Origin of the sequence: Bacteroides sp. FSHCM14E1, from assembly GCF_019633785.1 — a bacterium.
GTDB lineage: Bacteria > Bacteroidota > Bacteroidia > Bacteroidales > Bacteroidaceae > Bacteroides > Bacteroides hominis.
Genome location: NZ_JADKYL010000022.1, coordinates 1 through 24,901 on the forward strand (window position 1 = coordinate 1; position 24,901 = coordinate 24,901).

Sequence of the window (24,901 nt, forward strand, 5' to 3'; positions counted from 1 at the left end):
CAAATTTTATTTTAAATGAAAAATCTTATATTTATACTGGGTTGCTTTCTCTTTCTAATCTCATGTCAGCAGACCGAGAAGGAAAAACTTGAAGAACTTGTTAAAAATTGGAATGGGAAGGAAGTACTATTTCCGACAAATCTTAGTTTTACGTTATATGGAAAAACTCCTGTCGATTTTAAAATCCCTGCTTCGGATTATAAGATCGTGACCTATGTCGATTCGTTGGCTTATTCCAGTTGTAAATTGCAATTACCTAAATGGAAGGAGTTTATGAAATATGCGGATTCTATAGTAGGCTATCAAATACCTTGGTACTGTATGATCAGTCTTTGCAAACTATAAGTTCTTTTCAAATTGACAGTTTAGCTCAAGGAAGTCTCTCAAAGATAGATTGTGTTTCAGTTCCTAAGTTAGGAATGAATAGGGTGTATGCATATTCAGATTCCATATTTTACGGGAGTGGGACTTTTGAAAGTGGCCTGATAGCGAAATGCAATCAGAAAGAGATTTTAAATCAATATCTCCCTTTTCCACAAACAGAGCAAGCGGTAAACGGGATGTAAACTATTTGTTGTTCCAGGGGGATCTTATTATGAAGCCGGATAAAAAACGTTTTGCTTATTTGGCGTATGAGTGCGATTTATTATCTATTCAGAAAGTGGTAAATGACACGTGCCTGGAAAGTGTAGTACATTTGAATACGTATGCGGCAGTATTTGAGAATCAATCTATTAACGAAGTGTCTTCTGTTAATGTCTCTGCCGATTCTCCTAAAGGATTTCTTCGTGGGGTAGCCACTGAAAACTATGTTTATGCACTTTACAGTGGGCAAATTGGGAAAAATAAGGCAATAGCAAATGAAGTTTATGTATTTGATTGGGAAGGACGTGCTGTAAAGAAAGTGATATTGGATAGATGGGGTATATGCATCTCGGTGGATAGTAATGATGAACGACTCTGCCTGATGACAAAAGAAACGGATGGTGGAGAAGAGCGCTATCATTATTATTGTTATCAGTTAAACTGACTTTTTTGTTAGGATGTTACGAGTTTGCTTGATATGTATATTTTTTGTTTTTCAAATCTTTCTTTATGCAGGGGTGGAACAGACAAGCGGGAGGAGACTTTGTTATTTTCGGGCAATAACCGTGATGAATTTGAAACGGTACTGAATACAATCTATTTTGGAGGAATATTGGAATTAGTTGACTCGTACAAGAGTTCTTGTTTGCGTGTGAAATGAACAGAATGCTTACAAACTGTTTTGTATATCTCTAAATTTGTTATTTAATTTTTTTCTGTCTTTTAGCTTCTTGTTAGGAAATAATATTATTTTTGTCAGTAAAATAAATCGAAATGACAAAAAATGAATTGCTTTCGTGTGTTATTGGAGTGATAATCCTATCACTATTGGTTGGAGCCTATTTCTATCAACGAAATAAGATGGGCATACATAAACAGGCGGAGAATCTATTCGTGCAGATGCTTCAAGAAGAGATGGAAAGAAAAGAAAGAGATTTAAATCTATTTCACTTGTTTGCTGAGAGTTCATCCGATACTCTACCTTTGAAAATTTACATTACAACAGCAGAAGGGAAAAAAGCGTACGAGGTTGATTCTTTGAAAAGTAAAAAGAACATTTCTCGGAATCTGAGAAACCGGTCAATACACTCTATCCTATGTGAGAAATCCCATTTATTGCCGGATTCTTTAAATGAACATTGGCGGAGTATGCTTAAGAAAGATCACATTGATACAGAGTCTGCGGTGCGTGTGCAGATGGAAAATCTTCAGGGAAGGATTGTTAGTTCATCCAGTCACGATTGTGTGTGGGATACTTCTTTGGAGGTTGTGACTTCATATATAGGTAATCGTTGTGAGATAGAGGTCATCGGTCTTTTAGCTTTTAGTTGGAAAACAATATTATGGTATCATTGGCAACCTTTTGGATGGATTGTAATTGGTTTGTTATTGACGCTTTTATTTATCTGCTTTTATTATAAAATGATAAATCGGCCTCCGGAATTAAAAGAGGTTCCTTATGAGGTTGTCGTTGAAAAAGAAGTCGTTGTTGAGAAAGAGGTGATTCGTGAGATAATAGTTGAAAAAGAAACATCTCCGGAAGAAAAGGCACCTCTAATAAAGCGGATTTGTAAAGTAGAAGGACAACTATATGGTTTACGTCATGGAGTTGTTTTTGATGCCCAGAATAGAGTTCTTAATTGTAATGGCAAGAAAATGTCTTTGTCCCCCCAACAGTGTCAGATTCTAAAGCTTTTTTTAGATGCTCCCGATTATACTGTGACTGATGAGGATATTATTAAGTTTATTTGGAAAGGTCAATCGAACGTTCAGATAAATACGTTTTGTTCTGCCGGAAACAAATTAGGGAAGAGATTAGAGCAAGCTGGTTGTGGTGTTTGTTTCAGGCGTTTTGGAAGCGATCGTTATCGTATGTTGTTCATAGACGACCTTGTTGGCAATGATTTGACATAAATGGCAATAAATGGCAATAAAATTGATAGCGGTTTATCCAAAATCTCTTTTTACCTTTGTTACCAGTTATTGACACTTATACTTTGAAACCATGAAAAACTATATGAAATTGATCTTTGGGCTTAGTTTAATAGCCTTGATAGCCTTGATCGGGTATTGGCCTACCGTGAAAACTCCTAAGAGAGTAAATTCCTTATTCTTGCAAAATGTAGAGGCGCTTGCCGGTGGTGAACACGTTACCAATTTAGGTTGCTTAGGTGACGGATCTGTAGATTGTCCTATTAACCATATCAAAGTAGAATATGTGGTTCAAGGATTTAGTCTTGGGGAGTGAGGACTCTTTTATATAAATCTTATCACATTATAATCATTCATTGCATTATTAATTGGGGTTAGAAAGGAGTGGAACGATCTACGTCCGAGAAAAGTCTTAGAATCGTCCACTCCCGGATAACCTTTAAAAAAGGAGGTTGCCCGGCACGAAGATAGTGAAAAATTAATTAGAAAGAGTAAATGTAGCATTTACTTTTTCTACGGAGGAGGTGGCTACCCGAGAGAGAGACACGGCAAATAAGAAAATAATTAACATCATAAAAGTAGATTATGAGTAAAAAGATTTTTGCGGCCCTGATAGTCGCTGTAGTCGCAACTTTTGCAGGCTACAATATATATCAGTCACAGAGAGTAGAAAGTATCATGTCGGATTTGACGATGGCCAATGTAGAGGCATTAGCTGGTTCTGAGATTAATGATGAGGATTGTGTCAGTGCATCTAATCGTTATTGCTCTGTTTTGATAGTGACCCCAAATGGGAATTATCTAGAAACTTATTTTGACCAAAAAACAAAGTACTGATTCTTATAAAAAGTGGGGATAGGAATATTAGCTTTGACTAGTATATTTTATCCCCTAATTTATTATTATGAATAAAATTGTATCGTTTTTTATTTTAATTCTTGTTTGTTCTTGTTCAGATAAGAAAGAGCATATAGCAAATATTCTGTCAATGAATTCTATAGATATTAAAACTAATAGGATTAATAAAGACGAAGTAATTGCTAGAGGTGCATTTCCTTTTGAAATGATTGATTCATTATTCTTTCTTTTCAATGGAGATCCTTCGTCTGGAGCATTGGTTTTATGTGAATCGAATGCTTCCGAACTGGGACACTTCTTGCAAAAAGGAAATGGTTTTGGAGAATGTATCACTCCTGGATATATAGGACATTGCAATGATACTATTTATGTTTCTGAACGTTCTAGGACAAGGCGAATGACTTATTTACTATCAAATCATAATGATAGTTTGCAATATAAGTGTCTTGAAGATGTTAGTCCTAAAATGAATTCAGAATTTTATTATCAGATTTGTCGTCTACAAAGTGGTTTATTTGTAGGGGCCCGTTTATTTGGAAAAGAACATTTGTTTACATTGTTAGACGAAAGTTTGGATACACTTACCACTTTTGCACGGGTGCCGATAGACATTGAGGAAAATGCAAATAATAAGCTCGCTCCTTTTATTGGTCATTTATGTATAGATGATAATACGGTTTATTATGCTTCTAATGACTTTTCTTATATGGCTGCTTATGATATTTTATCTGAAAAAGAGATAAAACCAGTATTTGAGAGGATGTATATATCTCCAATAATCCAAAAATCAGCAAATGGGATTTCATTAGATAAATACAAACATCTTTTGGGCTTTGGTGATATCAGGGTTTATCAGAATTATATTTTTGCGACGTATATAGGGAAACCTGATATAACAATGGATCAAGAGAATGATACTTCAGCCTTAGTCCCCACTCATTTGCTGGTTTTTAATAAAGATGGAGTTCCTATTGTAAAATTTAAGTTTCCGTTTAAAATAAGATCATTTGTGTTTACCAAATCCAAGATGTATCTATTAGATGTGGATTGTAATATAGAATCTGTCGATTTGGCAGAGTTGTGGAAGCATTTGCCTGATTGAAGTGGGATAGTGACTTTATAGAATAAATGTGAATAATATGAGATTTAATTTAGTCGTTTTATTTGTAATTTTACTTTCTTTCTCTTCTTGTGGCAGGGAAGAAAAAACTGTGTATGATTTTCCTTTAGAACAATCGCTTAAGAGTGATAAGGAAGTTAGTTTAAACAAGGAACTATTAGCTCCCTATCTGGTGTGTTCTTATGATTCCACTCTGTGTCTAATAGATTGGACTGCCAATCCGATGGTGCATGTTTATAACATGAATACAGGGAAAGAGATGGTTGCTTTTGGAAATAAAGGCATGGGGCCGGATGATTTTCTATCTATATCCCAAATGTATGTAGATATAAGCAAGCGTTCTTTGGTACTGTATGATCAGTCTTTGCAAACTATAAGTTCTTTTCAAATTGATAGTTTAGCTCAAGGCAGTCTTTCAAAGATAGATTGTGTTTCAGCTCCTAAGTTAGGAATGAATAGGGTATATGCATATTCGGATTCCATATTTTACGGGAGTGGGACTTTTGAAAGTGGCCTGATAGCGAAATGCAATCAGAAAGAGATTTTAAATCAATATCTCCCTTTTCCACAAACAGAGCAAGCGGTAAATCGGGATGTAAACTATTTGTTGTTCCGATCTTATTATGAAGCCGGATAAAAAACGTTTTGCTTACTTGGCGTATGAGTGCGATTTATTATCTATTCAGAAAGTGGTAAATGACACGTGCCTGGAAAGTGTAGTACATTTGAATACGTATACGCCGTTATTTGAGAATCAATCTACTAACGAAGTGTCTTCTGTTGATGTCTCTGCCGATTCTCCTAAAGGATTTCTTCGTGGGGTAGCAACTGAAAACTATGTTTATGCGCTTTACAGTGGGCAAATTGGGAAAAATAAGTCGATAGCAAATGAAGTTTATGTATTTGATTGGGAAGGACGTGCTGTAAAGAAAGTGATACTGGATAGATGGGGTGTATGCATCTCGGTGGATAGTAATGATGAACGACTCTGCCTGATGACAAAGGAAACGGATGGTGGAGAAGAGCGTTATCATTATTATTGTTATCGGTTAAACTGACTTTTTTGTTAGGGTGTTACGGGCTTGCTTGATATACTTTAAAAATGAAATATACGTTAGTTGTTTAAAAGTAACGAAGATGAAACAAAAATATATCTTATTTCTTTCATTGTGTTTTGTATTTTTCTCATGTAGGAAGAACGATGTTGGTTCGGTCTATTCATTTGACACAGTATGCGAAATTGTAGACTATAATCTTATTTGTTCAGATGAAAATGCTCCTTGGGGAGCTATAATGAATATGGAAATAGTAGATAGTATTTTAATTCTCCAGCATGCAATGGATGAATATGCATTTTCATTTATTAATGTAAATAATGGGGAGCTATTATCTCAATGGGGGCGTACAGGCGAAGGGCCAGAAGAGTTTATAGATTTTGGGTCTGGTTTTGAAATCGTTGACTCGAGAATTGTTTTTCTGGATCGAATGAAGAAAGAAAGGATTTCGGTATTAATATCCGATATCTTAAGCAAAAAAGAACATCCGGATATAACAAGGGAGGCTTATCCTTATAATGTGGATTTCAGGGTTTTGGAGATTAATGCTGTTGGCAATAAAAAAATAGTAACAGGTGGGTTTAAGGAAGGTTATTGGGGAGCTCTTGACTCACAGAATCATATTATACCTAATGTGGCAGAGCTTCCTTTCGATGCGGGTGAGGTGTCCGGTTTAGAGAAGGGTACCGTTTTCGGAGGTATATTGAAGGCAAATAGTAAACAATCCAAATTTGTGCTTTCAATACGTGCTTCTGATGTTTTCGAAATTTATCGTGTTTCTGACGATGGAATAAATCGTGTCTATGTGAGTCCTTTTAAGCATATTCCGAAAACCTGGAAGAAGGGAGGCGGTTATGCAATTGATTATAACCAAAGTATTGGAGGAATAAAAAATATAGCAGTCTCGGATGACTTGATTTGTTTTTCACTCTTTTTACAAAATTACAATGAGGCTGCAAAAACAGACTTTGCGTCTAATGAGCTGTTCTGTTTTGATTGGGATGGGAATAAAGTGAAAAAATATGTGTTACCTTTTCCTATAGGTAATTTCTGTATTGATGGAACTCATATCTATGGAGTTCGGAACTTTGAAGATAAAATTATCATTTATCGTTTTAACATGTAATCTGAACACCGCAGAGGATACAGGGTAGCACGGAGGCGATTTTAAGTCGTTGATTATTAATAAAAGGCTCTGTGATGCTCCGTGGTGAAAAGAGTTATATGAATATGAAAATTATGAAATATATTGGGTTAGGCTTGCTTCCGCTTGTCTTCTCCTGCGGGGGCAGAGACAGACAAGTAGAGGAGGCCTTATCCTTTTCGGGCAATAACCGTAATGAACTTGAAGCGGTGCTGAAGCATTATGAAGGAGATGGCCGGAAGCTGGAGGCGGCACACTTCTTGATTGGCAATATGCCCGGAAGTTATGGAGCTAATCCGATAGTAGAGCAGGATTGTTCTGCTTTTTACGAGGCTTATGATTCATTGGGACAAAAGTATGACTATCGGGTAGGTACAGAATGGGGGAAACAGGTAGATAGTCTTTGGAAAGATTTTAGTAATCGACATCGGGTGAGGCAGGAACTTAACTATGATATTACCCGCATGAAGGCGGAAGATTTAATCCGGGAAATTGATCTGGCATTTCGGGCATGGGTGGAGAATGTGCATTCAAGAAACTGTTCGTTTGAAGACTTTTGTGAGTATATACTGCCTTATAGGCGACAGAATGGCTTATCGATTGACAATGCACGCCGGGAGTTCAACAAACGGCATCAGGGAAAGTATTTTGTGGAAGAGGGAAAGGATTGGCAACAAGAGATCGATTCGTTGTTATACGAATATAAGTATCTGACTCATTCCGGTTTTTGGGGGACGAAGATTCCGATATGGAATGCGGCGACTTTTGAGAAGATGCGTCATGGGTTATGTGCACAGCGCTGTTGGTATAACTCTTTGTTATTATCATCGTTGGGGATTCCGGTTGCCATTGACTTTGTCCCGGCATGGGGAAACCGAAATAATTCGCATACCTGGAATGTGGTGCTAATAGACGGGGAATCGCATGCTTTTGAGGCGTTTTGGGATAATGATCGCTGGAAATATAAGCGGATTTATAATAACCGGGATGATGATGAGCTTTGGGGAAGATTCCGCCTTCCGAAGGTATACAGATATACCTACTCAAATCATATTGAAGGACCGTTGGCAGATGTAGAGGTGGATAAAGCTGATATTCCGGAGCTATTTCGTAGTGTGAAAAAGGTGGATGTTTCTTCGGAGTATTTTGAAACGGCCGACGTAACGGTGGAGTTGACAGGTGAGGCGCCTCAAGGGGTGAAATATGCGTATTTGGCTGTGTTCGGATATCAGGACTGGCACCCTGTGCAGTGGGCAAAGATAGAAAACGGGAGGGCTGTCTTTCGAGAAATGGGTAAGGACATGGTTTATTTACCCGTTTATTACAAGCGGGGGGGATTATTGCCCGCAGCAGAACCTTTCAGATTGCGGAATGACGGAACGATGGAGAAGCTGAGCGGAAATGAAGAAACAGAGGAGGTTGCCGTGAGGATGGTGACGGGAGCGCCGGCTTATGATCAGAATAGGGAATATCTGGGGTGTATGAAAGGAAGCCGGATAGTAGGATTACTTGATGGAAAATCAGAAGAAGAACTGTGCAAATGGACGGACTCGCTGGCTCTGGAGCCGGTTGTACGGAAGGTGTCCGCACGATTACCTTACCGCTTTGTAAGGTTATTATTACCGTCGGATAGCATTGCTTTGGGGGAGCTTTCTTTTTATACGGAAGAAGGACGGATCGGGAATGTGAGGATAATTACTCCGATGAGGGCTACCGGAAGGAATGAAGTGCCCGGGATGATAACCGATGGTTTGGGGGCGACGGGCTATCGAGGCAGGGTGGCAGAAAGGCTGGTAGATATAGATCTGGGAAAAGAGTATATGGTCAGTCATATTGGAATGACTTCTTACCTGAAAACACAATTGTTCTGTCCGGATGAATTTGAGTTAAGATATTGGAACAATGGTTGGAAGACTGTGGAGCGTAAGCAAGCCGATAACAAAGGGTATCTCGTATTTGAGAAAGTACCCCGGGGAGCATTGCTGATGTTGAAGAACTGCCGCTGGAAAGGAAAGACGGCAGAGCGTATATTTACTTATGAAAAAGGAGATGTGAAGTGGGAATGATTGCTATGAACGAACAGTTGCCTTGCCATTATTGTTAAACCTCCTTAAGGAAATGCCTATCCGTCACTTTTTATTTGTTATTTTGCACCAAATTCGGGTGGAGTGTGTCCTGACGTTTCGGGGTACGCTTAAATATGCAGATAAAACCAATGAATAAACTCACTATAAATGCCTGTCCGCTATGTGGGAGCACACATTTGAAATGTGCTATGACCTGTACTGATTTTTATGCTTCCGGTGAACAGTTTGACTTGTACACCTGCGAAGATTGCGGATTTACTTTTACACAAGGAGTCCCGGTAGAGGCGGAGATAGGCAGATATTACGAAACACCTGATTATATTTCCCATTCGGACACGAAGAAAGGTGCCATGAATGCCATTTACCATCATGTACGTCAGTATATGCTTGGCCGTAAGGCACGTTTGGTTATGAAAGAGTCGCATCGTAAAACCGGTAGAATATTGGATATTGGTACGGGAACAGGTTATTTTGCCCATACGATGCAGAATAGGGGATGGGAAGTGGAGGCCGTGGAAAAGAGTGTGCAGGCCCGTGGGTTTGCCCGCGAACATTTCGGATTGGATGTAAAGCCGGAGTCTGCATTGAAAGGGTTCGTTTCCGGTTCTTTTGATGTGATTACGCTGTGGCATGTTATGGAACATTTGGAGCATCTGGATGAAACGTGGGAGTTGTTGCGCGAATTATTGACCGAGAAAGGTGTCTTGATAGTGGCTGTGCCCAATTGTTCGTCATACGATGCAATAAAATATGGGAAATATTGGGCTGCTTATGATGTACCCCGTCATTTATGGCATTTTACGCCTGCCACGATTCAGCAGTTTGGGTCGAAACATGGATTTATCCTGGCAGCCCGTCATCCGATGCCATTCGATGCTTTTTATGTGTCGATGCTGACTGAGAAACATAAAGGGAGTGCTTACTCTTTTGCAAAAGGTATGTGGACCGGATCGGCGGCTTGGTTGAGTGCCCAGGCCAAAAAGGAACGAAGCAGTTCAATGATTTATGTATTCAGAAAGAAACGCTGATGAAGAGTAAAAGCAGAAATAACGCTGTGTCATATTTTGATATGCAGTTCATAACTTCCAGCATCAGTACCACGTTGGTATTGCTGTTACTGGGGCTTGTGGTGTTCTTTGTGTTGGCAGCCAATAACTTGTCTGTTTATGTACGCGAAAATATAAATTTCTCTGTATTGATCAGCGATGATATGAAAGAAACGGATATTCTGAAGCTTCAGAAACGGCTGAATAATGAACCTTTCGTGAAAGAGACGGAATATATTTCAAAGAAACAAGCATTGAAAGAGCAGACCGAGGCTATGGGCACCGATCCGCAAGAGTTTTTAGGGTATAATCCGTTTACGGCCTCAATAGAGATTAAATTGCATTCTGATTATGCGAACTCTGACAGTATCGCGAAGATTGAGAAATTGATTAAAAGGAATACCAACATACAAGATGTGTTATATCAGAAAGATCTGATTGACGCGGTCAATGAAAACATACGTAACATCAGCTTGGTGCTGCTGGGATTGGCCATTATGCTGACATTTATCTCTTTCGCGCTGATTAATAATACGATCCGGCTGGCTATTTATTCAAAACGCTTCCTGATTCATACCATGAAACTGGTGGGAGCAAGCTGGGGATTTATCCGTCGGCCATTTTTGAAAAGAAATATATGGAGTGGGGTTTTAGCTGCTTTTATTGCAGATACAATCCTGATGGGAGCCGCTTATTGGCTTGTGTCGTACGAGCCGGAATTAATTCGGGTGATTACACCTGAAGTCATGTTGTTGGTATCGGGTGCAGTACTGGTATTCGGAGTGGTCATCACTTTCTTGTGTGCTTATCTTTCTATTAATAAATATCTGAGAATGAAAGCAAGCACGCTGTACTACGTGTAGTTCTGGATTTATAGATGTAAATAAATTAATTGTAAATAACAATGGGTGATAAACAGAAATTTGCCTTCGATAAAACGAACTTCATTTTGCTTGCCATCGGCATGGCAGTGGTTATCTTGGGTTTTATCCTGATGACAGGACCTTCATCGTCGGAAGCGGTGTTTCAGGCGGATATTTTCAGTGTGAGAAGAATTAAAGTGGCTCCGGTGGTTTGCTTCCTGGGTTTTATCTTTATGATATATGGCGTAATGCGCAAACCTAAAACAAAAGAATAAAACAGGATGGAATGGTTTGAAGCACTGATCCTTGGATTGATTCAGGGACTGACTGAATATTTACCGGTGAGCAGTAGCGGGCATTTGGCTATTGGCTCGGCTTTGTTTGGTATAGAGGGAGAAGAGAATCTGGCATTTACCATTGTAGTACATGTTGCAACCGTGTTCAGTACATTGGTCATTCTCTGGAAAGAAATAGATTGGATATTCCGTGGCCTGTTTAAGTTTAAGATGAACAGCGAAACACGTTATGTGATCAATATTTTAATTTCGATGATTCCTATTGGTATCGTCGGTGTGTTTTTCAAGGATGAAGTTGAGGCTGTTTTCGGTTCGGGATTGCTGATTGTTGGCTGCATGCTGTTGCTTACGGCTGCTTTGCTGTCGTTCTCTTATTATGCAAAACCACGTCAGAAAGAGAACATCTCGATGAAAGACGCGTTTATCATTGGGCTGGCGCAGGCTTGTGCCGTATTGCCGGGACTGTCTCGTTCGGGCAGTACAATTGCTACAGGTTTATTATTAGGTGATAATAAAGCAAAACTGGCGCAATTCTCCTTCCTGATGGTGATACCGCCTATATTGGGAGAAGCTTTGCTGGATGCTATGAAGATGATAAAAGGTGAGGCTATTGCGGGAGATATTCCGGCTTTGTCACTGATAGTGGGTTTTATTGCCGCTTTTGTCTCAGGGTGCCTGGCTTGCAAGTGGATGATTAATATCGTCAAAAAAGGAAAACTGATTTATTTCGCTATTTATTGTGCAATAGCAGGAGTGGTCACCATCGTTGTTTCACAATTGCAATAAGTAACGGATGAATTTTAAAGAAGGAGAAGTACTTTATTTTGATAAACCGTTGGGGTGGACGTCTTTTAAGGTCGTAGGGCATGCCCGGTACCATATTTGCCGACGGATGAAAGTGAAGAAATTGAAGGTGGGGCATGCAGGTACACTCGATCCGCTGGCAACAGGGGTAATGATTGTTTGTACAGGTAAAGCTACCAAGAGAATAGAGGAATTTCAGTATCATACAAAGGAATATATTGCTACCATTCAGTTGGGTGCCACTACTCCATCGTACGATCTGGAACATGAGATTGATGCTACCTATCCTACGGAGCATATCACCCGGGAGTTGGTGGAAGAGACGTTGAAAACATTTGTTGGTGAAATACAGCAAGTGCCTCCGGCATTCTCGGCTTGCAAAGTAGATGGTGCGCGTGCTTATGATTTGGCCCGTAAAGGTCAGGAAGTGGAGTTGAAGCCCAAATTGCTGGTGATTGACGAGATAGAACTGCTGGAATGTAACTTACCGGAAATTAAGATCAGGGTGGTATGCAGCAAGGGAACTTATATCCGTGCATTGGCACGCGACATCGGGGAAGCCTTGCAAAGCGGTGCACATCTGACCGGATTGATACGTACCCGTGTGGGGGAGATAAAGTTGGAGCAATGCCTGGATCCTGCAAAATTTGCAGAATGGATAGATCAGCAGGAAGTTGAGATATCTGATTGAAATAGAAAAGTAAGAAATAAAATAATTAATAAACGCACATTATTATCATGAAACTGTCGCAATTTAAATTTAAGTTACCCGAAGAAAAGATTGCTTTGCACCCTACAAAGTATAGGGATGAATCGCGCTTGATGGTACTCCACAAGCGTACGGGAGAGATTGAGCACAAGATGTTTAAGGACATCCTGAACTATTTTGATGATAAAGACGTGTTTGTATTCAACGATACCAAGGTATTCCCTGCCCGTTTGTACGGAAATAAGGAAAAAACCGGTGCACGTATCGAAGTGTTCTTACTGCGTGAGCTGAATGAAGAGCTGCGTTTGTGGGACGTATTGGTGGATCCGGCACGTAAAATCCGTATAGGCAATAAGCTTTATTTCGGTGATGACGATTCAATGGTGGCTGAGGTAATTGATAATACTACTTCACGCGGACGTACGCTCCGTTTTCTATATGACGGTCCTCATGACGAATTTAAAAAAGCATTGTATGCGTTAGGTGAAACTCCGCTGCCGCATACGATTCTTAACCGTCCGGTGGAAGAAGAAGATGCAGAACGTTTCCAGTCTATTTTCGCTAAAAACGAAGGAGCCGTGACAGCACCTACTGCGAGTCTGCACTTCAGCCGCGAATTGATGAAGCGTATGGAAATAAAAGGCATAGACTTTGCGTATATCACATTGCATGCAGGGCTCGGTAACTTCCGTGACATCGACGTAGAGGATCTGACAAAGCATAAGATGGACTCTGAGCAGATGTTCGTAACCGGAGAAGCTGTTAAGATTGTGAACCGTGCCAAGGATCTTGGTAGGAATGTATGTGCTGTGGGAACAACTGTGATGCGCGCCATTGAAAGCACGGTGAGCACAGACGGGCATTTGAAAGAATATGAAGGATGGACGAATAAGTTTATTTTCCCGCCGTATGATTTTACAGTGGCTAATGCTATGGTATCCAACTTCCACATGCCACTTTCTACTCTGTTGATGATTGTGGCTGCCTTTGGTGGTTACGAGCAGGTAATGGATGCATATCACATAGCATTGAAAGAAGGCTACCGTTTTGGTACTTATGGAGATGCGATGCTGATTTTGGATAAGTGATGAGAATATATCTGGGATTAGGTACTAATTTGGGTGATAAGGAGTTGAATCTTCGTGTCGCTGTACAGAAAATAGAAGAGCGGATAGGGAAAGTGATTTCCCTGTCCGCTTTTTATGCTACTGCCCCCTGGGGATTTCAATCTGATAATAACTTTCTGAATGCTGCGGCGGGAGTGGAGACGTCTCTGTCTCCTTTCGATATACTTGAAAGGACCCAACAGATAGAGCAGGAAATAGGGCGTTTACATAAATCACATGATGGGGTATATAGCGACCGTCTGATTGATATTGACCTCTTGCTTTATGGTGATAAGATATTACAGGACGAAAGGCTTTCATTGCCTCATCCATTGATGGACGAACGAAAATTTGTTTTAGAGCCGCTTGCCGAAATCGCACCGGACGTTGTCCATCCGGTACTTCATAAAACAATTAGAGAGCTATTTCTGGTTCTTTCGTAATTTACGGATCATCAAATGCCGTGGAAGGTAAGCCACACAGCCGATCAATACGGCATACAATATGCGCAGGTCGTCAAACGGTTGATGGTTCAGATAACAAATAAAGGCATAAATACCCACTGTGACAGCAATATACACCAATAGTATAATAGCGGTTTTTAGTTTATTTTTCATAAGATAGTCTGTTAATACGAAGCAAAAGTAGCAATAAATCCAAAATATTATCTACCTTTGCCAATGAAATGAAGTGTGGAAAGATTTGAGTAGCTTGCAACCACAGAAAAAAATGCTAAAACAACATTCCCTTCTGTATGCGTTTTCTACTCTTTTTGATTTCTGTCCGCATTCATAATTTATAATTCATAATTCATAATTTTATTATGGGATATTTATTCACATCCGAATCGGTGTCTGAAGGACACCCCGATAAAGTGGCCGATCAAATATCGGACGCTGTGCTTGACAAACTGTTGGCTTACGATCCCAGTTCGAAAGTAGCTTGCGAAACCTTAGTGACTACCGGACAGGTGGTACTTGCGGGAGAAGTGAAAACAGGTGCTTATGTTGATTTACAACTGATAGCACGTGAAGTGATCCAAAAGATTGGTTACACGAAAGGCGAATACATGTTCGAAAGTAATTCGTGCGGTGTATTTTCTGCCATTCATGAACAGAGTGCCGACATCAACCGTGGTGTAGAACGTGAGGACCCTATGAATCAGGGGGCAGGCGACCAGGGAATGATGTTTGGTTATGCAACCAACGAAACTGAGAACTATATGCCGTTGTCGCTTGACCTGGCACATAGAATACTTCTTGTATTGGCCGATATCCGCCGGGAAGGTAAAGAAATGACTTATCTCCGTCCGGATGCAAAGAGCCAGGTAACTATTGAATATGACGATAACGGTACTCCCGTGCGTATTGATACAATTGTTGTTTCAACACAGCATGATGAATTTATATTGCCGGCTGATGGTTCTGCTGCTGCCCAACTGAAGGCGGATGAAGAGATGCTGGCGGTAATCCGGAAAGATGTGATTGAGGTATTGATGCCTCGTGTCATTGCGTCTATCAATCACCCGAAGGTTCTTGCCTTGTTCAATGATAATATTGTTTATCACGTAAATCCGACCGGTAAATTCGTTATTGGCGGTCCGCACGGAGATACAGGGTTAACCGGACGTAAGATTATTGTTGATACCTATGGTGGTAAAGGGGCTCACGGTGGTGGTGCTTTTTCTGGTAAAGATCCCAGTAAAGTAGACCGCAGTGCTGCTTATGCTGCTCGTCATATTGCTAAAAACCTTGTAGCTGCCGGTGTTGCCGACGAAATGTTGGTACAGGTTTCTTACGCTATCGGGGTGGCGCGTCCGATTAATATTTATGTAAATACATACGGCCGCAGTAATGTGAAAATGAGTGATGGTGAAATCGCCGAAAAGATTGATGAGTTGTTTGACCTCCGGCCAAAGGCTATTGAAGATCGCTTGAAACTCCGTTATCCGATTTACAGTGAAACGGCCGCTTACGGACACATGGGGCGTGAACCTCAGGTAGTGACTAAGCATTTCCACTCTCGTTATGAAGGTGACCGGACTATGGAGGTAGAGTTGTTTACATGGGAAAAACTTGACTATGTGGACAAAGTAAAAGAAGCTTTCGGTTTGTAATCAGCGTAGCTTTACAGCTATTTATTATAGGGGGCCGTACTTGTTTTTATCCCATATGGGGAGAAAACAAGGCGGCCTTCTTCTTTTCTCCTTGAAATTTGGTACTTTTGCATCGTGTTTAACCAAACCCATGCAAGAAATGAACCAAATAGCTTCCGTATGTGTATATTGTGCTTCAAGTACGAAAATAGATCAGATTTATTTTGATGCAGCTGTGCGATTAGGACAGTTGTTGGCAACCCGGCATATCCGTTTGATAAATGGAGCGGGAAATATAGGGTTGATGCGGTCGGTGGCTGATGCCGTATTACAGAACGGAGGCGAAGTGACCGGAGTGATCCCTCACTTTATGGTAGAGCAAGGATGGCATCATACCGGCTTGACGGAGCTTATCGAGGTGGACAGTATGCACGAACGTAAACGACTGATGGCTGAAAAGAGTGATGCTGTGATTGCATTGCCCGGAGGATGCGGGACCCTGGAAGAGTTACTTGAAATTATCACCTGGAAACAGTTGGGGCTTTATCTTCAACCGATCGTGATATTGAATACCAATGGCTTTTTCGATCCTTTGTTGACAATGCTCGACAAAGCCATAGACGGTAATTTCATGAGGAAACAGCATGGAGATATCTGGCATGTAGCCCATACTCCGGAAGAGGCTGTGGATCTGGTTTATTCAATACCCGTATGGGACAGTTCCATCCGTAAGTTTGCTGCTATATGATTTCTCCTCAGGACTCTGTCGGTGTGCAGGTGGCAGATACTTTGCCGCAGACCTTCCATGAAGCTTGTGTTCCGAAAGATACATTGGCGGCGGTTGATTTACAGGCGGTGAGCGAGACGGTTACGGGAGTGGATGGCATATCGATCCCTTACTCTCCAAGGACGGATGACGGGTTGGCAATGATACTGCTGGGATGTTTCTTTATTTCTTCGTATGTATTGGCGCGCAGTAAGAAATTCCTGTTGCAACAAGTTAAAGATTTTATGTTGCATCGTGAAAGAACAAGTATTTTTGCTTCCTCTACAGCAGCTGATATGCGTTATCTGTTATTGTTGACTGTGCAGACTTGTGTTCTTGGAGGTGTATGTATCTTTAACTATTTTAATGATGTCCGGCCCTCACTGATGGAGCGCGTTTCGCCTCATGTGCTCTTGGGAGTTTATGTTGCTGTGTGCATATTCTATTTTTTATTCAAGTGGATTATATATTCGTTTTTGGGATGGGTGTTTTTTGACAAAAGTAAAACAGATATATGGCTGGAGTCTTATTCTACGCTGATTTACTACCTTGGATTTGCTTTATTTCCGTTTGTTTTGTTTCTGGTTTATTTTGATCTGAATGTTACCTTTTTAGTTTCAATTGGTTGCATTTTGGTAATTTTTACTAAAATATTGATGTTTTACAAGTGGCTAAAGCTTTTTTCCTGTAATATTTATGGGGTTTTCCTTTTAATTTTATACTTTTGTGCCCTTGAAATCATACCTTGTTTAATAGTCTATCAGGGTCTGATTCAGCTAAATAATGTTTTGATAATAAATTTTTAGGACGTTGAAAATTAAGAAAGTATTAGTGTCGCAGCCTAAGCCTGCTTCAGAGAAATCTCCTTATTACGACATTGCTGAAAAGTATGGTGTAAAAATAGATTTCCGCCCCTTCATCAAGGTTGAGAGCGTCTCTGCGAAAGAATTCAGACAACAGAAAGTATCGATTCTTGATCATACGGCTGTTATATTTACCTCACGCCATGCGATTGATCATTTCTTCCATTTATGTACGGAGTTACGTGTGACGATCCCTGAGACGATGAAGTATTTTTGTGTAACAGAAGCTGTTGCTCTTTACATTCAGAAATATGTGCAGTATCGTAAGCGTAAGATTTTCTTCGGAGCTACGGGTAAGATTGAAGATTTGATTCCTTCGATTGTGAAGCATAAAACAGAGAAATATCTCGTTCCGATGTCGGATGTACATAACGATGACGTGAAGAATCTGTTGGATAAGAATAATATTCAGCATACCGAATGCGTAATGTATCGTACTGTTAGTAACGACTTTATGGAAGGAGAGGAGTTTGATTATGACATGCTGGTATTCTTTAGCCCTGCGGGAGTTTCTTCATTAAAAAAGAACTTCCCTGATTTCGATCAGAAGGATATCAAGATCGGAACATTTGGATCGACAACAGCACAGGCTGTTCGTGATGCAGGACTTCGTCTGGATTTGGAAGCACCTAATGTGAAGTCTCCTTCAATGACGGCTGCTCTCGATTTGTTTATTAAGGAAAACAATAAAGGAAAATAAATGAAACGGTGAACAGCAAACGGTAAACAATGAACAGGCATATTTATCTGTAGCATTGTTTACTGTTTGTTGTTTGCCGTTTATAATTATTATGGCAAATACCCTGTGCAAGGCCGAAAGGCTGAATAGTAAGATTCTGATTGAGAAGATGTTTGCAGGCGGCTCTAAGTCGTTTTCCATCTTTCCGTTGCGTGTGGTGTATATGCCTGTGGAAAATCAGGATGCTCAGGCATCTGTTTTATTGAGCGTTTCGAAGAAACGATTTAAACGCGCGGTAAAGCGGAACAGGGTGAAACGCCAATTGCGTGAGGCGTACCGGTTGCATAAGCATCTACTATTGCAGACTTTAACCGATAAACAGCAACAGTTGGCTATTGCTTTCATCTATCTTTCGGACGAATTAACGTCCTCGGCCGAAATAGAGGAGAAAATGAAGACTCTGCTGGCCCGTATCAGCGAGAGATTGGTATGAAACGTCTGCTTTCATATATATTATTGCTTCCCATATACTTTTACAGGGCTTGTATTTCGCCCATGACCCCTCCTTCATGTCGTTTTACGCCTACTTGTTCGCAGTACGCTATTGAAGCGATTAAGAAACATGGTCCTTTTAAGGGGCTTTATCTTGCCGTCAGGCGGATACTTCGTTGTCATCCGTGGGGTGGATCTGGGTATGATCCCGTTCCTTAGTGATTTATGAATATTCTGGATATACATACACATCGGCTGCCTGCAGAACCGGGGCAGGCAATACAAAATTGTCAGCCGGCAGAATTTATTCCGCTGGCCGGTGCTTACTATTCTGTGGGGATTCATCCCTGGTACCTGACCCGTGAGAGTTTCGTCCGCCAGTGGGAACTGTTGTTGTCAGCTATCCATTCTCCTCAGGTTCTTGCAATTGGCGAAGCAGGTCTCGACAAGTTGGCACAGACGGACTATGTGTTGCAGCAAGAAGCATTTGAGAAGCAGGCTATACTTGCACACGAAATGGGATATCCGTTAGTAATTCATGCAGTGCGGTCAGCAGATGAAATTATCCGCTTTAAAAGGAAAATGCAGCCTTCTAACCCCTGGATTATACATGGTTTCCGCGGGAAAAAAGAATTGGCTCTGCAATATATCCGGGAGGGAATTTATCTTTCACTGGGAGAGAAGTATCAGGAGGAAGCGCTTCGACAGATACCTTCGGAATACTTGTTTCTGGAGACAGATGAAAGTCTGATAGATATCCATAGCCTTTATGAGCGAGCTGCTTTACTTCTGGAGATGCCTGTTTGCAAACTCATGCAACAAGTACAGCAAAACATTAATAACGTCTTTTTTAGGCAATAAGAGTTGCTTGTTCCGATAAAGAGTCGTACTTTTGCCCTAATTAAACTTTAAAACTTATTATCATTCGATGAATTTTGTAGAAGAACTAAGATGGCGTGGAATGGTGCATGACATGATGCCCGGCACAGAAGAGTTATTGGCGAAAGAACAGGTTACTGCTTATTTGGGTATTGATCCGACAGCCGATTCGTTGCATATCGGACACTTATGCGGTGTGATGATCTTGCGACACTTCCAGCGTTGCGGCCATAAACCATTGGCTTTGATTGGTGGTGCAACAGGTATGATTGGCGATCCTTCGGGTAAGTCGGCAGAACGTAATCTGCTCGATGAAGAGACTTTACGCCACAATCAGGCTTGTATCAAGAAGCAGCTGGCTAAGTTTTTGGACTTCGAATCTGATGTTCCTAATAGAGCCGAATTAGTGAACAACTATGATTGGATGAAGGAGTTCAGTTTCTTGGATTTTGTTCGTGAAGTGGGTAAACACATCACTGTAAACTACATGATGGCTAAGGAATCAGTAAAGAAGCGCCTGAACGGTGAAGCCCGTGACGGATTGTCGTTTACAGAGTTTACTTATCAGTTGTTGCAGGGTTATGACTTCCTTCACCTCTATGAAACCAAAGGATGTAAATTGCAGATGGGTGGTTCCGATCAGTGGGGAAATATCACTACCGGTACTGAGTTGATTCGCCGTACCAATGGTGGTGAGGCTTATGCACTGACATGTCCGTTGATTACCAAAGCTGACGGTGGAAAGTTTGGTAAGACAGAATCCGGTAATATCTGGTTGGATCCTCGTTATACATCTCCTTATAAATTCTATCAGTTCTGGCTCAATGTGAGTGACTCTGACGCAGAACGTTATATCAAGATATTTACTTCGCTTGATAAGGCAGAAATCGACGGGTTGGTTGCTGAACATAATGAAGCTCCGCATTTGAGAGCACTTCAGAAACGTTTGGCAAAGGAAGTAACTGTAATGGTTCATTCTGAAGAGGATTACAATGCTGCGGTAGATGCATCTAATATCTTGTTTGGCAATGCTACATCCGATGCGTTGAGAAAGCTGGACGAAGACACACTTCTGGCTGTGTTCGAAGGTGTTCCTCAATTTGAGATTTCACGTGATGCATTGACAGAGGGAGTGAAAGCAGTTGACCTGTTCGTTGACAATGCTGCTGTATTTGCTTCAAAAGGTGAAATGCGTAAACTGGTTCAGGGTGGCGGTGTTTCTTTGAATAAAGAGAAGTTGGCTGCTTTTGATCAGGTGATTACTACTGCTGATCTGCTTGATGAAAAGTATCTGTTGGTTCAGCGTGGTAAGAAAAACTATTATTTGATTATCGCTAAATAAGGAGTTTTCTTTTCCGCCTTTCATTCAGGGGGCGGGTTGAGTGAAACTTTAATATAAAAAAGAGGATGTCTCAAAAGGGGGTGCCATGTAATAGGCAAATTGACCCTGTGAGACATCCTTTTTCTTTGTGGAGTGGCAGATTAATGCTTTCCTGCTTTATCTGCCGGGAGTTCTTTCAGTAATTCCTCTACTGCCGTCTTCAATTGCGTATCTTCACCTTTGACGATTGTTTCCGGTGAGTTGGCAACTTTAATGTCCGGTTCCAGCTGTGTGTTTTCCAGATAGCTTCCATCCGGGAGTCGATAGCCTATGACAGGAATACCGAATACCAGAGATGGGTCTTGCAGGCGTTCCCATGAAACACTGGTCATAGTTCCCGGTACGGGCATACCTACCAATTTACCCAATTTCTGGTGGCTGTATACCCATGGTGTACCGTGCGCATTCGAGTAATTGGCTTCACATGTCAGCATGATAGATGGTTTGTTCCATCGGCGGCTGGGCATATCGCATGTTTCGCGTCCGCGAACAACCTGAGTGAAATACTTCTTGCCGCTGAACAATACTTCGATATCTTCGTGAAGGCGGCCACCACCATTGAAACGGGTGTCTATAACGATACCTTCGCGGTTATTGTATTTTCCTAAAATATCCGAGTAGACGGAACGGAAACTGCCATCACCCATCGATTGTATGTGTACATATCCCAGACGTCCGTTGGACCATTTGTCTACATCGGCCGCCCGTTGTTTCACCCAGCGTTTGTAAAGCAGATTGTTGAGGGTTCCGTTGCCGACCGGGATTACTACTTCTTCCCACCGTTCACCGTTTTGCGGATTGTATAGCGAAACAAGCGTCTTCTTATTGGCTTTGTCATTCAGTAACGTCAGATAATCTGTTTCGGGAGTTATTGCCTGCCCGTTGATCTTTTCAATGACAGTTCCGGCTTTCACCTTCGAGCGGGCGTGATCGAACGGCCCTTTTTCAATCACTTCCATGATCAATGCACCTTTTCCTTTGTGATTCCAGTCTGTAAGCACTCCCAAACTGGCTGTGGCATCTCCCGGAATGGATGGAGAGAAGCGGCCGCCGGTATGCGATACATTCAGTTCACCCAGCCATTCGCTCAGCAATTCGGCAAAGTCGTAGTTGTTATTGATGTGCGGCAGGAATTTGCGGTAAGCAGCAGACATGGCATCCCAGTCTACTCCGTGCATGTTGGTGTTGTAGAAACGTTTCTGCTGCTGCTTATATACATGGTCGAACATATATTCTCGTTCTGCGGCTAAATCCATTTTCATCTCTGCTTTATAGCTGATCGGCTTCAGAGTCTCTCCGCTGAGGTCCATTTTCTGCATGGTGTTGCCTCCCAGGACAAACAGGGTTTTTCCTTCTTTGTCCATATTCATAGAAGCCCATCCGGCATTCATTTTATGAAGCAGCTTGGTTTCTTTTTTGCGGAGATCCATTTTCCATAGGTCAAATCCACCTTCGAATGCTGACAGATAGTAGAGGGTTTCACCGTCTTTTGAGATGATGGTACTGCCCAGATTCGAAGAATTGGGAGTGAGGCGGATGATACGGTCTTCGAGCCCATTCAGCTCCACTACGATGTTTTTTACCTCGTCTTTCTTTTCAGTCTCTGCTTTGGGATCTTTCTTTTTGCCTTTTTTCAGGTTAGCAGAAGCTTTTTCTTTATCCTTCTGTTGCTCCTTTTCCAGTTCTTTCTGCAATTCATAATCCTCTTTACTCAGACGGAACTTATCGAAAGCATCCTGATTGAGGAATACCAGCATGGCATCGTTTTGTGAACCCCAGGAAGCATGTGCACGCATCCCATATCGTTCGGTCGTGAACAAGATGGCATTGCCGTCCAGTGCCCAACGGGGAGATCCGCTCATGTAACCACTGTTAGTCAGGTTGATGATCGGGCTGCCACCCTGTGCACTCACTAATCCTATGTCTGAATATGGATCATGCCGGTTACCGATAAACTCGAGTGTGAACCATTTTCCGTCAGGTGACCATTGGTAGTCGAAATTTCCGTCGGTGCTGAACCAAGTGGATCCATCGGTGATCTGGCGAACCTTTTTCGTGTCTAAATTAACTACCATCAAGCGGTTGCGGTCCTCTATAAACGCCAGTTCTTTACCGTCCGGTGAGAATTGCGGATAAGCCCGTTCCACGGTTGTGGAGGGCAGTAACACTTTTTCTTCGATGATAGTGGCATTCGGGAAGTTGGCCTCCTCTTTACGGGCTATTTTAGCCAGGAAAAGTTGCCAGTTGCCGTTACGTTCGCTTGCGTAGGCCAAGGTACGGTTGTCCGGGGCGAAAGTGAGTCCGGCTTCACGTGCAGGTGTTTGGGTGATTTGCTTTGTGGTGGCATAATCTGTCGAGGTCACAAATACTTCTCCCCGTACGATAAACGCAATCTGTTTTCCATCCGGCGATACGGTTCCCGATGTCGCTCCGTTTGTAAAAGTCAGGTCTGCTATTTTATCCTGATCATCGCGGACAATGTCTATGTCCGTTTTTTGTGGAGTGGCATTACCTTTTTGAGTATATATTTCCCCGTCATACGCATAGCATAATGTTCCGTCATGACTCATTGACAAGAAACGCACAGGATGTGTTTTGAAAGATGTCACCGTTTTAAGAGACTGTGTGTTGTCCAATGGGAAGTTGTAGACATTGAACGAGCCTTCGCGTTCACTTAATATATATACACTTTTTCCGTCCGGTGAAAGGATGGGGTTGCGGTCTTCTCCGGCGTGATTGGTCAGGTTGGTATGTTTTCCTGTTTGAGTGTTGTACATCCAGATGTCACGGGTGATGGACGAAGTGTGATGTTTCCGCCATTCATCTTCAAAACCTTTACGGTCCTGATAAAGGAAGAATTCCCCCGATGTTGCATAACAAACTGCTTCGGCCGGGGTGCCCAGCACCTGTTCCGTACGTCCTCCGTTTGCAGGGACCTTGTAGAGCTCTGTCATGGCTGTTGTCGGGAACATGGCGCTTTGTGCGGGATCTTGGATGGATGCTGAAAATAGAATATATTTTCCGTCCGGTGTAAAAGTTGAAGGGAGTTCGGATGCAGAATTGGTAGTCAGTCTTTGTGCCGTACCTCCTGTCGCCGGCATTATAAAAATGTCAAAATTGCCATTACGGTCGCTGGCAAAAGCGATTTGCTTACTGTCCGGCGACCAAATCGGTGTGCATTCATACGATGGTTGTGTTGTAAGCTGGGTGGCTACCCCTCCTCCGGCAGGTACCTTGTAAATATCTCCTTTGTAACAGAATGCTATTTCTGTTCCGTCCGGCGAAATCTGTACGTCGCGCATCCATAGCGGTGATGCGGCATTGCCGGTAAGCGTGGTGAGACCCAATGCAATGCATACAAAAAGTTTTCTCATACTTACTGAATTTATTCGTTTACTTTATTGATTTCTGTAAGTACAAAGGTAGCAATTAGCCGCGGCTAACGAGACTTATTATACAAAAAAGTCTAAAAAGATTTGGAAAATAACTTGCATGGCATTATCTTTGCATTGCTTTTTAACAGAAAGCGCATGAGCTTGTCCTATGGTGTAATGGTAGCACAACAGTTTTTGGTTCTGTTTGTCTAAGTTCGAATCTTGGTAGGACAACCCCCAAATGCCTTGAAAGTAAATTACTTCCAAGGCATTTTTCTTTTTGTATGACCGAATTTCTTTTAGGTCAGCTTGTATTATCCATCATCTCCTATTCATGTTATGCTATTTACCTTAATAATTAATTGAGATGGTACGTTCTTTATCTCGTCCTGTGTACGCAGGCTTATTAGCCCGTGTACCTGTGCCCATTAGCCTTGGTATGCGTGCCCATTGGCACGGGTATGCGGGACGAGATAGAGCCTTGACCATTTATATAAAAGATAGTAAGGAAAATGAAATACTTTTCAAGGTATAAATAGATAAGGAATTAACTTTATATGTCTATATAACAGTAGTTTACTATATACTTTCTGCCAAAAATGGAGGGTGGAAGATGGAAGATAAGGGTGGAAGATTGATAGCCTAAAAAGACGATCTTCCACCATGATAAATTGCGGAATATCAGATGGTAAACTACAAAAAGGTGGAAGATGGAAGATGGAAATACTTTTTACGTATGAGTGGGTAAATTGGGGAAAAAATTTTCT

General features: G+C 41.5%; 26 protein-coding genes and 1 tRNA gene. 25 read left to right on the top strand and 2 right to left on the bottom strand.

What is annotated here, in order from left to right; translation table 11 throughout:
• The first annotated feature begins 595 nt into the window (after positions 1 to 595).
• The 16 genes from ISX59_RS20685 to folK all read left to right on the top strand — a co-directional run bounded on the left by ISX59_RS20685 (position 596) and on the right by folK (position 14,048).
• Positions 596 to 1,030, top strand: coding sequence for a BF3164 family lipoprotein (locus ISX59_RS20685; RefSeq protein WP_220576237.1), 435 nt, complete (start codon positions 596 to 598; stop codon positions 1,028 to 1,030).
• A 329-nt stretch (positions 1,031 to 1,359) separates the two neighbouring features.
• The gene (locus tag ISX59_RS20690) at positions 1,360 to 2,499 is read left to right on the top strand and encodes a hypothetical protein (RefSeq protein ID WP_220576238.1); all 1,140 of its coding nucleotides are present in this window, start codon (positions 1,360 to 1,362) and stop codon (positions 2,497 to 2,499) included.
• Positions 2,500 to 2,602: 103 nt separating this feature from the next.
• Positions 2,603 to 2,833: an NVEALA domain-containing protein gene (locus ISX59_RS20695; protein ID WP_186993725.1), complete on the top strand. Its 231-nt coding sequence runs from the start codon at positions 2,603 to 2,605 to the stop codon at positions 2,831 to 2,833.
• 269 nt (positions 2,834 to 3,102) lie between these two features.
• Positions 3,103 to 3,354, top strand: a complete 252-nt coding sequence (locus ISX59_RS20700; protein WP_005783617.1) for an NVEALA domain-containing protein — start codon at positions 3,103 to 3,105, stop codon at positions 3,352 to 3,354.
• Positions 3,355 to 3,421: 67 nt separating this feature from the next.
• On the top strand, positions 3,422 to 4,477 hold the full coding sequence (locus ISX59_RS20705; protein ID WP_005783619.1) for a BF3164 family lipoprotein: 1,056 nt from the start codon (positions 3,422 to 3,424) through the stop codon (positions 4,475 to 4,477).
• A 37-nt stretch (positions 4,478 to 4,514) separates the two neighbouring features.
• Positions 4,515 to 5,132, top strand: a complete 618-nt coding sequence (locus ISX59_RS20710; protein ID WP_220576239.1) for a BF3164 family lipoprotein — start codon at positions 4,515 to 4,517, stop codon at positions 5,130 to 5,132.
• Complete coding sequence (locus tag ISX59_RS20715) at positions 5,119 to 5,553, top strand: BF3164 family lipoprotein (RefSeq protein ID WP_220576240.1); 435 nt, start codon at positions 5,119 to 5,121, stop codon at positions 5,551 to 5,553. The genes ISX59_RS20710 and ISX59_RS20715 overlap by 14 nt, the downstream gene beginning before the upstream one ends.
• A 79-nt stretch (positions 5,554 to 5,632) precedes the next feature.
• On the top strand, positions 5,633 to 6,676 hold the full coding sequence (locus ISX59_RS20720; protein ID WP_220576241.1) for a BF3164 family lipoprotein: 1,044 nt from the start codon (positions 5,633 to 5,635) through the stop codon (positions 6,674 to 6,676).
• 74 nt (positions 6,677 to 6,750) lie between these two features.
• Positions 6,751 to 8,760 carry a hypothetical protein gene (locus ISX59_RS20725; RefSeq protein WP_220576242.1) on the top strand — a complete coding sequence of 670 codons (2,010 nt, stop codon included), beginning with the start codon at positions 6,751 to 6,753 and terminating at the stop codon, positions 8,758 to 8,760.
• Between the two features lie 149 nt (positions 8,761 to 8,909).
• Positions 8,910 to 9,809 (top strand): bifunctional 2-polyprenyl-6-hydroxyphenol methylase/3-demethylubiquinol 3-O-methyltransferase UbiG, encoded by a 900-nt coding sequence (locus ISX59_RS20730; RefSeq protein WP_032541084.1) that lies wholly within the window; start codon positions 8,910 to 8,912, stop codon positions 9,807 to 9,809.
• Positions 9,809 to 10,690 carry an ABC transporter permease gene (locus ISX59_RS20735; RefSeq protein WP_005812419.1) on the top strand — a complete coding sequence of 294 codons (882 nt, stop codon included), beginning with the start codon at positions 9,809 to 9,811 and terminating at the stop codon, positions 10,688 to 10,690. The genes ISX59_RS20730 and ISX59_RS20735 overlap by 1 nt, the downstream gene beginning before the upstream one ends.
• A gap of 41 nt (positions 10,691 to 10,731) precedes the next feature.
• A complete protein-coding gene (locus tag ISX59_RS20740) occupies positions 10,732 to 10,965 on the top strand; it encodes a DUF3098 domain-containing protein (protein ID WP_005812418.1) in 234 nt (77 codons plus the stop codon).
• Positions 10,966 to 10,971: 6 nt separating this feature from the next.
• Positions 10,972 to 11,772, top strand: a complete 801-nt coding sequence (locus ISX59_RS20745; protein WP_005812416.1) for an undecaprenyl-diphosphate phosphatase — start codon at positions 10,972 to 10,974, stop codon at positions 11,770 to 11,772.
• A gap of 7 nt (positions 11,773 to 11,779) precedes the next feature.
• The gene (gene truB, locus ISX59_RS20750) at positions 11,780 to 12,481 is read left to right on the top strand and encodes a tRNA pseudouridine(55) synthase TruB (protein WP_005812404.1); all 702 of its coding nucleotides are present in this window, start codon (positions 11,780 to 11,782) and stop codon (positions 12,479 to 12,481) included.
• Between the two features lie 47 nt (positions 12,482 to 12,528).
• On the top strand, positions 12,529 to 13,587 hold the full coding sequence (gene queA / locus ISX59_RS20755; RefSeq protein ID WP_005779710.1) for a tRNA preQ1(34) S-adenosylmethionine ribosyltransferase-isomerase QueA: 1,059 nt from the start codon (positions 12,529 to 12,531) through the stop codon (positions 13,585 to 13,587).
• Positions 13,587 to 14,048, top strand: coding sequence for a 2-amino-4-hydroxy-6-hydroxymethyldihydropteridine diphosphokinase (folK, locus tag ISX59_RS20760; protein WP_022012688.1), 462 nt, complete (start codon positions 13,587 to 13,589; stop codon positions 14,046 to 14,048). Before queA ends, folK begins: the two co-directional genes overlap by 1 nt.
• On the opposite strand, the gene ISX59_RS20765 is transcribed toward folK, so the two are convergent.
• On the bottom strand, positions 14,028 to 14,222 hold the full coding sequence (locus ISX59_RS20765) for a hypothetical protein (RefSeq protein WP_005812400.1): 195 nt from the start codon (positions 14,220 to 14,222) through the stop codon (positions 14,028 to 14,030). The genes folK and ISX59_RS20765 overlap by 21 nt on opposite strands.
• 206 nt (positions 14,223 to 14,428) lie before the next feature.
• Between ISX59_RS20765 and metK the strand changes: the two genes are divergently transcribed.
• From metK to tyrS, 8 genes are all read left to right on the top strand, one after another.
• A complete protein-coding gene (gene metK / locus ISX59_RS20770; protein ID WP_022012690.1) occupies positions 14,429 to 15,721 on the top strand; it encodes a methionine adenosyltransferase in 1,293 nt (430 codons plus the stop codon).
• Positions 15,722 to 15,860: 139 nt separating this feature from the next.
• Positions 15,861 to 16,448, top strand: coding sequence for a TIGR00730 family Rossman fold protein (locus ISX59_RS20775; RefSeq protein ID WP_032541101.1), 588 nt, complete (start codon positions 15,861 to 15,863; stop codon positions 16,446 to 16,448).
• On the top strand, positions 16,445 to 17,272 hold the full coding sequence (locus ISX59_RS20780; protein ID WP_032541083.1) for a DUF4271 domain-containing protein: 828 nt from the start codon (positions 16,445 to 16,447) through the stop codon (positions 17,270 to 17,272). Before ISX59_RS20775 ends, ISX59_RS20780 begins: the two co-directional genes overlap by 4 nt.
• 4 nt (positions 17,273 to 17,276) lie before the next feature.
• The gene (locus tag ISX59_RS20785; RefSeq protein ID WP_005779700.1) at positions 17,277 to 18,029 is read left to right on the top strand and encodes a uroporphyrinogen-III synthase; all 753 of its coding nucleotides are present in this window, start codon (positions 17,277 to 17,279) and stop codon (positions 18,027 to 18,029) included.
• Between the two features lie 91 nt (positions 18,030 to 18,120).
• Complete coding sequence (gene rnpA / locus ISX59_RS20790) at positions 18,121 to 18,501, top strand: ribonuclease P protein component (RefSeq protein ID WP_005779698.1); 381 nt, start codon at positions 18,121 to 18,123, stop codon at positions 18,499 to 18,501.
• Positions 18,498 to 18,719, top strand: a complete 222-nt coding sequence (gene yidD, locus ISX59_RS20795; RefSeq protein ID WP_005779696.1) for a membrane protein insertion efficiency factor YidD — start codon at positions 18,498 to 18,500, stop codon at positions 18,717 to 18,719. Before rnpA ends, yidD begins: the two co-directional genes overlap by 4 nt.
• Positions 18,720 to 18,725: 6 nt before the next feature.
• Entirely contained in the window at positions 18,726 to 19,361 is a 636-nt protein-coding gene (locus ISX59_RS20800; protein ID WP_005779689.1) for a TatD family hydrolase, read from the top strand.
• A gap of 67 nt (positions 19,362 to 19,428) precedes the next feature.
• Positions 19,429 to 20,721 (top strand): tyrosine--tRNA ligase, encoded by a 1,293-nt coding sequence (tyrS, locus tag ISX59_RS20805; RefSeq protein WP_005779687.1) that lies wholly within the window; start codon positions 19,429 to 19,431, stop codon positions 20,719 to 20,721.
• Between the two features lie 140 nt (positions 20,722 to 20,861).
• Here the strand turns inward: tyrS and ISX59_RS20810 are convergent, their stop codons facing one another.
• The gene (locus ISX59_RS20810; RefSeq protein ID WP_220576243.1) at positions 20,862 to 24,134 is read right to left on the bottom strand and encodes a S41 family peptidase; all 3,273 of its coding nucleotides are present in this window, start codon (positions 24,132 to 24,134) and stop codon (positions 20,862 to 20,864) included.
• Between the two features lie 163 nt (positions 24,135 to 24,297).
• Between ISX59_RS20810 and ISX59_RS20815 the strand changes: the two genes are divergently transcribed.
• A tRNA-Gln gene (locus ISX59_RS20815) sits at positions 24,298 to 24,368 on the top strand.
• The last annotated feature ends 533 nt before the right edge of the window (positions 24,369 to 24,901 follow it).